This is a genomic window from Micromonospora sp. NPDC049230 (genome assembly GCF_040647875.1).
In the GTDB taxonomy this organism is placed as follows: Bacteria; Actinomycetota; Actinomycetes; order Mycobacteriales; family Micromonosporaceae; genus Micromonospora.
On record NZ_JBEZCZ010000017.1, the window covers coordinates 33710 to 47070 of the forward strand.

At 71.7% G+C, this 13361-nt stretch carries 13 protein-coding genes; 4 read left to right on the top strand and 9 right to left on the bottom strand.

What is annotated here, in order from left to right; translation table 11 throughout:
- Positions 1-5: 5 nt before the first annotated feature.
- From AB0A95_RS16565 to AB0A95_RS16575, 3 genes are read right to left on the bottom strand one after another with little or no spacing between them, the layout of a single operon-like run.
- Positions 6-1646: a cation acetate symporter gene (locus tag AB0A95_RS16565; protein WP_357556586.1), complete on the bottom strand. Its 1641-nt coding sequence runs from the start codon at positions 1644-1646 to the stop codon at positions 6-8.
- Between the two features lies 1 nt (position 1647).
- Positions 1648-2061, bottom strand: a complete 414-nt coding sequence (locus AB0A95_RS16570; RefSeq protein ID WP_357556587.1) for a hypothetical protein — start codon at positions 2059-2061, stop codon at positions 1648-1650.
- A gap of 44 nt (positions 2062-2105) precedes the next feature.
- The gene (locus AB0A95_RS16575) at positions 2106-3440 is read right to left on the bottom strand and encodes a DUF4173 domain-containing protein (RefSeq protein ID WP_357556588.1); all 1335 of its coding nucleotides are present in this window, start codon (positions 3438-3440) and stop codon (positions 2106-2108) included.
- Here AB0A95_RS16575 and AB0A95_RS16580 point away from each other — a divergent pair.
- Positions 3439-3951, top strand: coding sequence for a hypothetical protein (locus AB0A95_RS16580; RefSeq protein ID WP_357556589.1), 513 nt, complete (start codon positions 3439-3441; stop codon positions 3949-3951). The two genes, AB0A95_RS16575 and AB0A95_RS16580, sit on opposite strands and share 2 nt — an antisense overlap.
- Positions 3952-4036: 85 nt before the next feature.
- Here the strand turns inward: AB0A95_RS16580 and AB0A95_RS16585 are convergent, their stop codons facing one another.
- Both AB0A95_RS16585 and AB0A95_RS16590 read right to left on the bottom strand, forming a co-directional pair.
- Positions 4037-5041 carry an ATP-binding protein gene (locus AB0A95_RS16585; protein WP_357556671.1) on the bottom strand — a complete coding sequence of 335 codons (1005 nt, stop codon included), beginning with the start codon at positions 5039-5041 and terminating at the stop codon, positions 4037-4039.
- A 68-nt stretch (positions 5042-5109) separates the two neighbouring features.
- Positions 5110-5787, bottom strand: coding sequence for a response regulator transcription factor (locus AB0A95_RS16590; protein ID WP_357065882.1), 678 nt, complete (start codon positions 5785-5787; stop codon positions 5110-5112).
- Positions 5788-5970: 183 nt separating this feature from the next.
- Here AB0A95_RS16590 and AB0A95_RS16595 point away from each other — a divergent pair, with 183 nt between their 5' ends.
- Genes AB0A95_RS16595 through AB0A95_RS16605 form a run of 3 tightly spaced genes read left to right on the top strand, consistent with a single transcriptional unit; the run spans position 5971 to position 8350 of the window.
- Entirely contained in the window at positions 5971-6522 is a 552-nt protein-coding gene (locus AB0A95_RS16595) for a Uma2 family endonuclease (protein WP_357556590.1), read from the top strand.
- Positions 6523-6582: 60 nt separating this feature from the next.
- Positions 6583-7104, top strand: a complete 522-nt coding sequence (locus AB0A95_RS16600; RefSeq protein WP_357556591.1) for a sigma-70 family RNA polymerase sigma factor — start codon at positions 6583-6585, stop codon at positions 7102-7104.
- Complete coding sequence (locus tag AB0A95_RS16605) at positions 7091-8350, top strand: hypothetical protein (protein WP_357556592.1); 1260 nt, start codon at positions 7091-7093, stop codon at positions 8348-8350. The genes AB0A95_RS16600 and AB0A95_RS16605 overlap by 14 nt, the downstream gene beginning before the upstream one ends.
- 58 nt (positions 8351-8408) lie before the next feature.
- Here AB0A95_RS16605 and AB0A95_RS16610 read toward each other — a convergent pair whose 3' ends face one another.
- The 4 genes from AB0A95_RS16610 to AB0A95_RS16625 form a co-directional block, all read right to left on the bottom strand.
- A complete protein-coding gene (locus AB0A95_RS16610) occupies positions 8409-10481 on the bottom strand; it encodes a carboxypeptidase-like regulatory domain-containing protein (protein WP_357556593.1) in 2073 nt (690 codons plus the stop codon).
- 165 nt (positions 10482-10646) lie between these two features.
- Positions 10647-11297, bottom strand: coding sequence for a DUF5701 family protein (locus AB0A95_RS16615; RefSeq protein ID WP_357556594.1), 651 nt, complete (start codon positions 11295-11297; stop codon positions 10647-10649).
- A gap of 79 nt (positions 11298-11376) precedes the next feature.
- Positions 11377-12135, bottom strand: a complete 759-nt coding sequence (locus AB0A95_RS16620; RefSeq protein ID WP_357556595.1) for a LytTR family DNA-binding domain-containing protein — start codon at positions 12133-12135, stop codon at positions 11377-11379.
- On the bottom strand, positions 12132-13358 hold the full coding sequence (locus tag AB0A95_RS16625; RefSeq protein ID WP_357556596.1) for a histidine kinase: 1227 nt from the start codon (positions 13356-13358) through the stop codon (positions 12132-12134). Before AB0A95_RS16625 ends, AB0A95_RS16620 begins: the two co-directional genes overlap by 4 nt.
- Positions 13359-13361 lie beyond the last annotated feature (3 nt).

Consider the following 13361-nt stretch of genomic DNA (forward strand, 5'->3'; position numbering starts at 1 on the left):
ACCAGCTATAGCCGGACGGTCTCGGGGGTGTGCAGGCGGAGCATGGTGGCCGCGACGTCGGCCGGGGCCCGACGCCGGGTCGCCATCGACACCACGACCATCACGGTGAAGGCCAGCGGCACCGTCCAGGCGGCCGGCTGGGTGGTGAGCGTGGCCGGCCAGCCGGACAACGGCGGTCCGAGCACGGTGACCAACACCGCCCCGATCGCCGCGCCGCCGCCGACCACCACACCGGCGGCGGCACCCACGTCGGTCAACCCACGCCACCAGATGCCGAGCACCAGCAGCGGGCAGAAACTCGACGCCGCGACCGCGAAGGCCAGGCCGACCACCTGCGACACGTCAAGTCCGGAGACGTGCAGCGCCAGCAGCGTCGGCACCGCACCGGCGAGCACCGTGGCCAGCCGGAAGCCGCGTACCGAGCCCTGGCCGAGCACATCCGTCGAGATCACGCCGGCGACGCTTGTCAGCAGCCCGGACGAGGTGGAGAGGAACGCCGCGAACGCGCCCGCCGAGACCAGCGCGGCGAGCAGCCGCCCGACCGCCCCGTCGCCGAGTGCCGCACCGGGCAGCAACACCACCACCGCGTCGGTCTGCCCGCTGACCAGTAGTTGCGGCGTGTAGATCCGGCCGAGCACCCCGTACAGGGTGGGCAGCAGATAGAAGACGCCGACGAGGGCCAGCACGACAAGTGTGGTCCGGCGTGCCGCCGCGCCGTCCGGGTTGGTGTAGAAGCGGACCAGCACGTGCGGCAGCCCCATGGTGCCCAGGAACGTGGCAAGGATCAGCGAGTACGTGGCGAACAGCCCCCGGTCGTCGTTGCCCGCGGCGCTGGGCAGCAGCCAGTCGCTGGCGCCGGTGGCCACCCCGGACACGTCCGGCACCGGGTCACCGGCGGCGAAGGTCAGCTCGTCGCCGGGGCGTACCTCCCGAATGTCACCGGCGGGCAGGGTGAGGGTCGCGCGGTGCTCGACCACGACGGTGGTCGCGGTCCGGAACGTCGGCCCGTCGGGCGGCGTCACCGTCGGGCGGCCGTCGGCCTGCCACTGCAACGCCAGGAAGATCACCGGTACGGCGAGCGCGGTCAGCTTGAGCCAGTACTGGAACGCCTGCACGAAGGTGATGGCCCGCATCCCGCCCAGCGCCACGTTGGCGGTGACCACGGCGGCCACCAGCAGGGCACCGACCGGGTACGGGGAACCCGCAACCGTGGCCAGGGTGAGCCCGGCGCCCTGGAGTTGCGGCACCAGGTACAGCCAACCGATGAAGATCACGAACGCGGTGGCCAGGATGCGCAGCCGGCGGGACCCCAGCCGCAGCTCGCAGAAGTCGGGCAGGGTGAACGCGCCGGAGCGGCGCAGCGGCGCGGCCACGAACAGCAGCAGTGCCAGGTAGCCGGCGGCGAAACCGACCGGGTACCAGAGCACGTCCACGCCGTACTTGAGGACCAGGCCGGCGATGCCGAGAAAGCTCGCCGCCGACAGGTACTCGCCGCCGATGGCTGCGGCGTTCCACGTCGGGCTGATCGCCCGGGACGCCACCAGGAAGTCGGACGTGGTCCGCGCCAACCGCAGCCCGTAGAAGCCGATCCCGACGGTGACCAGGGTGACCGCGACGATGGCCGGGACCACGAAGTCGTTGCCCACCTCAGTGCTCCGGCCGCTGCACCAGATCGGTGAAGTCCTGCTCGTTGCGCTCGGCCAACCGCACGTACGCCCAGCCCACCCCGATCAGGAACGGGAACGAGGCCACCCCGAGCAGCAACCACGGCAGGTTGACGCCGCCGACTGTGGTCCGGCCGAGCGAGGGTGCGATGGCGAACAGCCACGGCAGCCCACCCAACCCGATGACCACCACCAGGGAGAGCCGCAACGCCAGCGCGAGTTGGGCCCGGACCAGGCCGCGGACCAGCGCCTCGCCGACCTGGGTCTGCTGGGCCAGCTCGGCGCGGGTCCGCTCGGCGCGGGTGTCCTGCCGGCTGATCTCGGCCAGCACGATCCGGGCCCGCCGGGGCGGCGGTGCCGCACCGCCCGACCCCACGTCAGGGAGTTGCTTGGCCACCCCGGCAGTCTTGCCCGCCGCGCGCGATTGTCAAGCGGTGGCCCTCACCAGCGTCGCGTACCGGGACAGTCCGTCACACCGGTGACTGTCGGGATCGTGGCGAGGTCCTGTCGTGCCCTCTCCCGGCCGAGGTTCGCCCCCCACAGACCGTCGTGGGGCAGTTCGGCGGCGATCTGCCCCAGCGCGCAGGCGCGCATCGGCTCGGGCAGCCGAGCCAGGGCCGGTACGGCGTCCGCCGACAGCCCGGACAGGTAGCTGACGTCCAACCGGCCGGTCTCCAGGTATCTGTCGACGTTGCGGTCGGCGATCAGCCGGTCCGGGTTGACCAGGGCCAACCCGAGCAGCGCCAGCACCGCCGTGCCAACCACCAGCCGGGGCAGCCAGGCGGCCCGCAGCCGCACCACCGCCACCCCGACCACGACGAAGAGCAGCCCGAGCCAGAGTTCGACTGTCGTCACGAAGAGCCGGAGCCGGGTCGCGCCGTACGCGTCGGTGTAGACCTGCATCCGGTAGAGCGCGGAGGCGACGACCACCAGGCTCAGCGCGGCGAGTGTGCCGAGCAGTACGCGAACCAGGAGTCGATCGGCCCGGGTGGCCTTCGGTGCCCGGCGGGCGGCGATCGCGATCACCAGCAGGGTGAGCGCGGTGACGGCGAGCAACTGCCAGAAGCCGCCCCGGGCGTACTGGGCGTAGGTGAGCCCGGCCGTCCGCAGCACATGCCCAGCGCCGCCGAAGAAAACAGTGAGCTGGACCAGCACGAACGCGGCGAACAGGGTGTCGAGCAGCACCAGCGGCAGGGTCCACTCCAGCCGGTGGGCCGGTCGCGCCGGGCCCGGCCGCAGGCCCTCCAGGTCGGGTGGCCGACTGACCAGGTACGCGGCACCGAGCAGACCAGCACCGATCAGCGCCAGACGCACCAGCCAGCCAACCACACTGGCCGCCGAGATGTCCGGCAGAAGACCCGTGACCAGATCGGCGAAGACCGCGTCGGCGGAGGAGAAGAGCAGACCGAACAGCAGCAACAGGCCGGCGGAGATCGCCAAGCTGGTCAGGATGCGGCCGACCCCGATCCCCGCCCCGGCCGGGCGGGTGTCGCGCAGTCCGCGTACCGCCCAGGGGAGCGCCCGTACCGTCGCGGCCGGCGGCAGCGTCGCGGCGACGAGCATCCCGAGCGGGCTTCGCCCGCCGGTCACCGCGAGCGTTCCGGTCACCGCCGCCGCGACCAGGCAGAGCGCGAAGAGCCAACCGGCCGCGCGGACCGTGCCGACGGCCACCAACGCGATCGTCGCGGCGGCCCAGGCGACCTGTGCCGCCCGCCCCGGTGCCCCCGTGGCACCGGGACGGACGGCCGCCTCCGCAGTAGGCGGTGCGGTCGACATGCTGCTAGTTGGCGTGGTGGCGGTGGTCGGCGTGGTCGGGGCGTTGGTGATCGGCGGCGGCGTGGTGGCGTTAGCTGGCGCACCCGGCGCTGCTGGCCTGCCGGGCTGCGCAGTTGGCGGTGCCGCCGTGGTGGCGGTCTTCGATGCGGCGGTGCCGGCCGGTACGGCGGTCGGCGTCGCCGGCTCGCCCGGTGTGGTGGTGGCGGTCGGGGTCGGCGGCCTGCCCGGTGCGTCGCTGGGCACGGCCGGCGCGGTGACGCCCGCTGGCGGGGACGACGACCGGGAACGGGCGTTGCTGGCGGTGACCAGGGCGGCGGTGACAGCCAGTGTGGCCACCAGCCAGCCGAGGCCGGGACGAACCATCGTGAGCGTCGCGGCGCCGACGACCGCCGCCATCGCCACCGCCGTCAAAACCAGCGGACGGGCGGAGCCGGACGGTCCCGGCCAGCGCCGCTCGATCAGCGACGGCGGCCGTGGACGGGCCGGCGCGATCGGCCACGGTTGGGGCTGACCGACGGCCGGGCCCGGTCTGACCGGCGGAAGAACCTGCGGTGCGGTCGGTCCGCTGGCCGGAAGCGGGGTGGAGCCAGGGCTGGTCATGCGACCTCTTTCCGGTGTGACCCGTCGCGCGGGATGGTGACCTGGATGCGGCAGCCGGGCCGATCGACCCGGTGCGGTGGTGTGACGGGGTCGAGGACGGCGATCCGACCGCCGTGCAGTTCGACGACCCAGCGGGCGATTGCCAGGCCGAGCCCTGTCCCGCCGCCGGCGGAACGATCGCCTCGGGTGAACCGTTCGAAGACCCGGGACCGCTCGCTCGGCGAAATGCCCTGGCCCTCGTCGCTGACCTCGAAGCGGAGCTGGTCGGCGTGTTCCTCGACGCTCAGTCGCACCGTGCCGCCGGGCGGGCTGTGCCGTGCCGCGTTGTCGAGCAGGTTCGCGAAGACCTGGTGCAGCCGCCACGGGTCGGCGTAGACGGTCAACGGTGCCGGCAGTTCCCGGAGCTGGAAGCGCACATCCTGTGCGGCGCCGACCGCGCTGGCGGTGGCATGCTCCACCGCCTCGTCGAGGAAGTCGTTCACGTCAATGCGTACCCGGCGCAGGGGCACCACCCCGGCGTCGAGGCGGGACAGGTCGAGCAGGTCGGCGACGAGGTGCCCGAGCCGTTCGGTCTGCGACAGCGCCGAGCGCAGCGCGGCCGGTTCCGGATCGGCCACCCCGTCCACCATGTTCTCCAGCACGCCCTGCAAGGCGGTGATCGGCGTACGCAACTCGTGCGAGACGTTGGCGATCAGCTCGCGTCGACGCTGGTCGGCGGCGTGCAGATCCTCGGCCATCTTGTTGAACGCCTGAGCCAACTCGCCGACCTCGTCGCGGGACGTGGCGCGTACCCGTCGGGTGTAGTCGCCACGGGCCATCGCGCCGGCCGCCGCCGTCATCTCACGCAGCGGCGAGGTCATCCCGTGGGCGAGCACCTGCGAGGTGACAAGCGCGATGCCGATGCTGGTGATCGCCGTGCCTGGCGGGAGCCACCCGACGCCGTACCAGAAGTAGCCGATGGCCACGGCCCAGGAGGCGACAAGCAGGACGCCGAGCTTCATCTTGATCGAGCGGACCGGGTCCAGCGGACGGGGTAACACCCGCTCCAGCCAGCCCAACAGCCGACCGGTCACGCGGGCACCTCCAGGGCGTACCCGACGCCGTGGACGGTCCGGATCAGGTCGGCGCCGAGCTTGCGGCGCAGCGCCTTGATGTGGCTGTCCACAGTGCGGGTGCCACTCCCGTCGACCCATCCCCACACGTCGGCGAGCAGCCGTTCCCGGGGGAGCACCGTGCGGGGCCGCCCGGCGAGGTGGACCAGCAGGTCGAACTCCGTCGGCGTGAGGTGCACGTCCGCGCCGGCCCGACGGACCCGCCGCTCGGCCTCGTTGATCTCGATGTCGCCGAGGTGGATCGCGGGCGGCGCCGGGGTGGCGGCCCGCTCCACCCGTCGGAGCAGGACGTGCACCCGGGCGGCCAACTCCCGCATCGAGAAGGGCTTGGTGAGGTAGTCGTCAGCGCCGACCGCGAGCCCCACCAGCAGGTCGGTCTCGTCGTCCCGGGCGGTGAGCATCAGCACCGGCACCGGCCGGTCGGCCTGGATCCGGCGGCACACCTCCAGGCCGTCGAAGCCGGGCAACATCACGTCGAGGACGACGAGATCCGGCTGGCCGGTGCGGAACTGCGCGACGGCGCTGGGCCCGTCCGCCGCGACCTGCACAGTGAAACCCTCGGCGCGCAGTCGGGCGGCGATGGACTCGGCGATGGTCCGTTCGTCCTCGACGACCAGTATCCGGCGTTCCTTCATGGGTCCCGACTGTAGGGAGCCGCCGTGGAGATCAGTGGGTCGCATTGTGAATAACCTGTGGAGAACCGTTCACGCCTGTGGATAACTCCGCCACCATGCCAGCTGGCGTGGGTGAACTCCCGAGGCTCGTTGTGGACGACCGGGTGAGCTGTCAGGGTGGTCCGGTAGAGAGGAGGTGTGACGGTGACGAACCCTGCCCGGCCCGGCTGGGGCGACGCCTGGACGGTCGACGACCTTCAGAGCCTCCCCGCGGACGACCAGGTCTACGAGATCTTCGACGGGAGTCTGCTGGTGTCCCCCCATGCGGACGTCTTCCACGGCGCGGTCGCCAACCGCCTCCGCCGGATCCTCGACCGGCAGGCCCCGACCGGCGTGCTCGTCGGTCAGGACATCGGTGTCAGTGCCAAGCGCTCGTCGTACTTCGTGCCGGATCTCTTCGTCGCCGCCGAGAGCGCACTGGACAGCGGCGGTGCCGCGCTCGACCCGGCCGACGTGCTCCTCGTCGTCGAGGTGATCTCACCGAGCAACGCTGGCCGAGACCTGGTGCTCAAACGTCACGAGTACGCGGCCGTCGGCATTCCGCTCTACTGGCTGGTCGAGCCCCGTAAGCAGACTCTGACTGTGCTAGCGAACGGCGCGGGTGGTTACCGCGAGCAGGCCGTCCTCCCGGTCGGCGAGGTCTACCGCACCGCGCAGCCGTTCCCCCTCGTCCTGCCGCTGGCCGACATCTTCTGACCGTCGCTCGGAACCTTTCCCTTCGCCCAGGAGTGGGAAAGGTGACGAGGGGTGGTGAGGGTGTCCGACGCTGATCTGATTGCCGAGCTCTACGCGGGCTGTTTCCGACGACTCGTGGTGCAGCTCTACGCGGTGACCGGCGATCTGTGCGAGGCGCAGGAGGCGGTCCAGGAGGCGTTCACCCGGGCGCTGGCGGCACCCGGTCGGCTCGCCCGCCTCGACAACCCGGAGGCGTGGCTGCGCCGGGTCGCGGTGAACATCGCGCGTAGTCGTCACCGGCGGCGGCGGGTGCTGGACGGGCTGCTGCGTCGGATCGACCAGCCTCCGACGGTTGCCGACCGCTCGCCCGAGCACCTGGCGCTGCTCGCCGCGTTGCGCGAACTGCCTCCGGGGCAACGACACGCGCTGGCCCTGCACTACCTGGTCGACCTGCCGATCGACGAGGTGGCGGCGACGCTCGGCGTTTCGCCGGGCACTGTGAAGTCCCGGTTGTCCCGGGGCCGGCAGGCGTTGAAAGCGCTGCTCACCGACTCAGCGATCAGCGAGAGCATGACCATCGGGAGGATCGATGTCCACACGTGAGTTCACCGGATTCGACGTCGACACCGTCGCCGACGCGGTCCGCCAGCCACCCCTGGACGACATGCGGACGGCAGCGCGGGCCCGACGTCGGCGGCGTACCAGCGGGGTGGCGCTGGCTCTGGTTGTCGCCGTGGCCGGCGTGGCGATGCTGCCGCTGTTCCACAGCACCGGCCGGGGTGGATGGACAGGTCCGGACCAGCCGCCGGTCACGCCGGACCGCGGCGGCCAGCTCTTCCTGACCGGGCCGGAGTCGGCAGTCGTCGCGGGGGTGTGGGACGCCGACGACGATTGCTTCACTGTGCGGTTCCGGCACACCGACGACGGCGGGCGGAACTGGACCGATGACGAGATGACCCGGTACCGCACCAGCTTCTGCGGGAAGCACGCAGACGGAAATCCGCTGAGCAACCCGGAGTTCTCGGTGCTAAGCCAGCGCTCCTACCTGGTCCGGGATGGTGACCAGCTCCGGCTCTCCACCGACTACGGCCGCACCTGGCGGGACGCCGAGCAGGCGATGGTGACGGTGCCGGCCTTTCCGGCGAAGGCGCAGCCGGTCTTCTGTCAGTGGAGCCAGGGCTGCGGGGCGCTCCGCGAACCGGTGGCGGTTTCGCCGACGGGAACTGTCTACCGGCTCGGAGGCAAGCCGCCGTCGCCCCGTCCACCCACGAACATCTATCCGAGTGCGGACGGAACCATCTGGGCAACCTACTGGCCGGGTTACATCGGCGCCTTTGTGGTGGCTCGGAGCGTGGACCGGGGAGCCACCTGGACAACCTGGCAGTCGGCCGAGGGGGCGAACGTGATCGCGATAGCCGGGGTCAGCGCACAGGAGGCGTACCTGTTGATCGCGCTGCCACCACCGGGTGGGCCCCAGCCGACGGAGGTCGAGGGCACGTCGCAGTTGCTGCGTACCACGGACGGGGGGCGAACCTGGGCGGACATGGGCACCGACCTGCCCAACGCGTTGGAGAACCGGTGCCTGGTCGTCGGCTCGGACGGCTCCCTGCTGCTCGTCGAGACGGGAAACAGGGAGACCTCCAACAACAGGTCCGCGGCCATGATCGGCCTGGATGCCGGGCGACACTTCAAGACGGTCCGCGAGTATGACAGACGCGACGGGCGCGTCGGTGCCGCGCCCGGATACGCCTGGCTCTACGGCCGGGACGACCTGGCGGCTGGCGGTGCGGACCACGTGCAGCTGACCGGCGACGGCGCATCCTGGACGCGCCTACCGCTCCCGGACTGAGCGCGGGTACGCGGCGGGGCCGGTGGCGTGGTGCCACCGGCCCGTTGCGTCGAACCCGTCAGCTGGTCGGCACGACCAGGTCCGCGGTCACGCTGCCGCTGGCCGGGATGGTGAACCGGGCCAGCTTGCGGGTGCCGTCCGGCTGGGTCGCCAGGTAGCGGCCGTCGAACTGCTTGTCACCAAGGGAGACGTTGTAGGTGAAGAAGACCCGCTGCGGCCCCTTGACGCGGATGCTGAACTGCCCGTCGGTAAGCCAGGTGCTGCCCGCGATGTCGCCGGTGTCGACGTTGTGGGCGATGACGAACCCATTGGTGAACGGGGTGCCGTCGGGCGTGCGGAAGGTGCCGCTCAGTTGGACGCCCTGGTCGAGCTGGACGTTGTGGGTGGCGGCCGCCCCGGCGGTCACCGGCACCGGGGTGGCGGTGAACCGGCTGGGCTTGTTGCCGGACCACACGCTCGCGTACGGGTTGGCGCCGACCACCACCGGCCAGGCGTACGGGCCGAGCCGTTCGAGGGTGTAGACGCCGTGCTCGTCGGTGGTGGCGTCCTGCGCACCGACCCCGGGGTGGGCGGTCAGCACCGAGACGGCGGCATTCTGCACCGGCCTACCGGCCGGGTCGGTGATCGTGCCGGTGACCGTGCCGGCCCGGTCCAGCCTGATCTGCGGGCCGGTGCCGACCTGGCCGACGGTCGCGGTGACGACCGCTGCCTCCCGCTCGTCGCCGCTGCCGCCGTTGACGCCCACCCACTGGCGGCCGTAGTTGCTGTCCCGCGGCACCGCGAAGAGCTTGTAGCTGCCGGCGGCGAGCGGCCCCACCGTGATCTTGCCGGTCTGGTCGCTGCAGTCGCCGTAGCCGTCCGAGAGCTTCGCCTGCTTCGGCAGGAACGTGTCCAGGCAGACGTCCGGCACGGGTTTGCCGCTCTGCCGATCGAGGACCGTGGTGCTGATGAGCGCGCCGGGCCGCATCTTCACGGTCAGCTTGGTGTCGCGGTCCGCCTTCACCCGTACCCCGGTCACCTCGCGGTTGAAGTGGAGCCGGTCCGGCACGTCCAGGTAGATGGTGTGGCTGCCCTGCGGCAGGCCGGTGACGGTCACCGTGCCGGTGCCGTTGCTACAGACCGACTGGGCGCAGAAGTTGGCGATGGGCGCTCCACTGACCGAGTCGATCGCCTGCACGGTGACCGAACCGGTGCCGAGCAGGCTGTCCGTGATCCTCGTCTGCTGCCCGCCGCGTACCTCGACGCGGTCGGCTTCCTCGGAGGTCAACTTGCCGCGGTAGTACTGCTGGCGATCACCGGCGTACAGGCCGACGATGTACGAGGCCGGCAGTAGTTGCACGGCGAACTCACCGTTCGCGTCGGTCTCCGTGTACGCCCCGCCGCCGCCGCTGCCGGTGCTGATGCTCACCTGGGCATCGGCGAGCGGGGCACCGGTGGCGGTGGTGAACCGGCCGCTGAGGGTGCCCGCCGGCAGCGCTGTCTCGTTAACCACCGTCGCCTCGTCCGCCTTCACCTGGAAGACAGTGGCGCTCTCCTGATCGAGCTTCCCGGGCACGTACTGCACCTGGTCGATGCCCTCGATCGGCTGGAGGCTCAGCACGTAGCGGCCCGGCCGGGTGGCGAAGGTGTACCGACCCTGGTCGTCGGTCAGGCCCCCGGTCACGGCGCCCGTGTCGACCTCGCGGGCGTTGACGGGCAGGTCCGGCATCGGGTCGCCCGCGGTGTTGACGATCCGACCGGTGAAGGTGCCGACGGCGAAGAGTTGGTCGTCGGCCCTGGCGGTGCCACCGGCGGTGACGGTCACCGGGTTGGCGGTCCAGATCGTCGCCTGCTGGCGGTAATACTGCCCCGGCTGTTCGAGAGGGAAGTAGCCCACCAGGTACGGGCCGGCGGGCAGCCCGGCGAGGGTGAAGTTGCCGTCGGCGTCGGTGCTGGTGTCGTCGACGTAGGAGTAACTGTCGGGGTCGTAGACCAATACCTGGACCTCGGCGGCGGCGGTGCCGGCGCTGGTGGTCAGTCGTCCGCTGACCGCACCGGTGGCTGCGGCATGGGCCGGGGTGGCCCCGGGCAGCACGAGTGCCGCCACGAGGGCACCGGCCAGCAGGGCGCGGCGAGCTGTGGTTAGCTGCATCGATGTCCCAATGTGAGGGTGGTGGGGCGACCCGAGCAGGCTTCGCCCACACCGACCCTGCGCCCCGTACGGAATCGGCAACCGGAGAATAGGCGACTGACGATATCCGTCGGCAGGGCCGGTCGGGCGGACCCGCCCGACCGGTCATCCCTCCTCAGCGGACTGTCACTCCAGGCCGACGCGCTCCGGCCGGGCCGAGGCGGAGCCGAGCCAGGTGTGCGGGTTGCCGTACCAGCACCAGCCCAGCTTCGGCGCTCCCTGGCTGATCCAGATCGCCGGCACCCGCTTGTCGCCGCAGCGGGAGCCGACGAGCGAGAAGCACCTGTTGCTCGCCAGCGCGGCCGGGTGCAACGTGACGAACGCGAGCCCTTCGTCGATGGTGAGCGGCAGCCGACCCTGGGCGGTGATCCCCTCCATCGCGGTGACCGGGGGCAGGTTGCGGAACTCCTCGCCCCGATCGACGTCGAAGAGCAGGTACGCCGGCCCGGCCGGCACCTCCAACTCCTTGATCGGGTCGAAGCGGGGCAGGTCGTCGTCGGCGTAGTTGCGGTCGACGACGCCGGGCTTGCGCTTGCCGGCCAGGGTGGTGCGGCCCACGCGTTCCGGCACCCCGACCAGGTCTCTGGTGATCACCAACAGGAACGGCACCCGGGCGTCGGTGGGGTCGGGCAGGCCGGCGGTGCCCTCGACCGCCCTGGCCCGCAGCGGCGCGACCAGGTCGCGGAAGGCGCTCTCGGACAGCCCGGCCAACTCGGGGTAGCCAAGGTGCACGAGGTGGTCGAGCTGACTGTCGAACTCGGTGGCGGCGTCGAACACGGCGGCTCCATTCGTCGTCCATAAAACGTACCGTACGACGTACGGGGAGGCGGGGTTATTCCCGCTGCGGCAATCCGGCTCAGCGACCCCAGTCCTGCTTCGCGGCCCGGACCAGTTTGTCCTTCAGCTCCCGGGTGTGCCGCCGACTCACCGGCAGCTCGGTGGCGTCGATCACCACCACATAGCCCGAGTTGACAAGCCGCAGCTCCGCGATCAACTTCAACTGCACGAGGTACGACCGGTGCACCCGGACGAAACCGGCATCGGCCCACCGTTCCGCGAGCGTGGCCAGCGAGACGCGTACCAGATGCGAGCCCTCCGCGGTGTGTAGCCGGGCGTAGTCCCCCTGCGCCTCCACCCACCGAACCGCCGATCGGGGCAGCATCCGGGTCGTGCCGGCCAACTCGATGGGGATCGTCGGGTCCTCCTCGGCGCGGGCCAGCGCCGCCGGGTGCGACGGCACCACCCGCGAGCCGATCACCCGGCGCAGCGACTCGGCCAGCCGGTCGGCGCGCACCGGCTTCCGCACGTAGTCGGTGGCACCCAGGTCGAAGGCGTCCACCGCGCCGTCGTCGTACGCGGTGACGAACACGATCGCCGGTGGCCGGGCGAAGCGGCGCAACACCCGGGCCAACTCCATGCCGTCCAGACCGGGCATCCGGATGTCCAGGAAGACCACGTCCACGTCGCCGTCGCGCAGCAGCCGCAGCGCCTCGGTCGCGTCCCCGGCGGTGTGCAGCCGGGCCACCCGAGGGTCGGCCCGCAGGTGGTACGCCAGCTCGTCGAGCGCGGGCGGTTCGTCGTCCACCGCGAGCACCCGGAGAAAGGCAGCAGTCACGAGCCTGCCCGTACCCCGGGATGGAACTTCGGCACCCGCATGCTCACCTTCGTACCCGAACCCAGCCCGGTCTCCACGACCAGGCCGAACCGGTCCCCGAAGACCGACCGCAGCCGCTCGTCGACGTTGGAGAGGCCGACGTGCTGGCCCGTGTCGTCGCCCGGATCGGCGGAGCCGCGGGCCAGCTCGGCGATGCCGGCGGTCAGCGTGGTCGGGTCCATTCCCACTCCGTCGTCCTCCACCGTGATGTGGCACTCGGCGCCCGCGTCCCGGGCCTCGATGCTCACCATGCCCGTGCCCGGCTTGCGGGACAACCCGTGGCGGACGGCGTTCTCCACGAGTGGCTGGAGGCAGAGGAACGGCAGCGTCACCGGCAGCACCTCCGGGGCGATCTGCAACCGCACCTGCAACCGGTCGCCGAACCGGGCCCGTTCGATGGTCAGGTAGCGGTCGATCGACCGCAGCTCCTCGGCGAGGGTGGTGAACTCCCCGTGCGCCCGGAACGAGTACCTGGTGAACTCCGCGAACTCCAGGATCAACTCCCGGGCCCGCTCGGGATCGGTGCGGACGAACGAGCCGATCGCGGTCAGCGCGTTGTAGATGAAGTGCGGGCTGATCTGCGCCCGCAACGCGCGGATCTCGGCCCGGGCCAGCCGCTCCCGGGACGAGTCCAACTCCGCCAGGGCGAGCTGGTTGCCGGCCCAGTGCGCGGTCTCCAGGGTGGCCTGCACCAACCCCGGGGCCGGCGGACTGTCGGCGACGGCCACCAGCGCGCCGACCACCCGGCCGTCCGCCCCCTGCAACGGGGCGACCACCGCCCCCCGGATCGGGCAGTCGACCCGGTCGCAGTGCAGATCCTGCTCACCCAGCACCGCCGAGCGGCCGCTGTGCACTGTCCGCTGGGCCGCCGCGAGCAGTTGCCCGCCGTGGTGCGTGCCGCGCCCGTCGAGGGCCAACAGCCGGTCGGCGTCGGTGAGCGCCAGCCCGACCGCGCCCACCAGGGCCCGCAGATGACGTACGGCCTTCGCCGCGCCCGCCTCGCTCAGCCCCGCCCGCAGCGGCTCGGCGGCCAGGCCGGCGGTGTGCAGCACCTCGTAGGTGGCCCGCTGGGTGGCGGTCGCGATGCCCCGGCGAGCCCGCAGCCGCAGCACCGCCAACAGGGCCGCGGTCAGCGCGGTGACGAGTGAGACGACGCCGACCACGGCGGAGAGGTTGGCAGCCACGCA

Coding starts and splice junctions, on each gene's coding strand:
- AB0A95_RS16575 (WP_357556588.1), bottom strand. CDS start 3,440: ATGTCGACCGCACCGCCTACTGCGGAGGCGGCCGTCCGTCCCGGTGCC.
- AB0A95_RS16610 (WP_357556593.1), bottom strand. CDS start 10,481: ATGCAGCTAACCACAGCTCGCCGCGCCCTGCTGGCCGGTGCCCTCGTG.
- AB0A95_RS16585 (WP_357556671.1), bottom strand. CDS start 5,041: ATGAAGCTCGGCGTCCTGCTTGTCGCCTCCTGGGCCGTGGCCATCGGC.
- AB0A95_RS16590 (WP_357065882.1), bottom strand. CDS start 5,787: ATGAAGGAACGCCGGATACTGGTCGTCGAGGACGAACGGACCATCGCC.
- AB0A95_RS16605 (WP_357556592.1), top strand. CDS start 7,091: ATGTCCACACGTGAGTTCACCGGATTCGACGTCGACACCGTCGCCGAC.
- AB0A95_RS16580 (WP_357556589.1), top strand. CDS start 3,439: ATGCTGCTAGTTGGCGTGGTGGCGGTGGTCGGCGTGGTCGGGGCGTTG.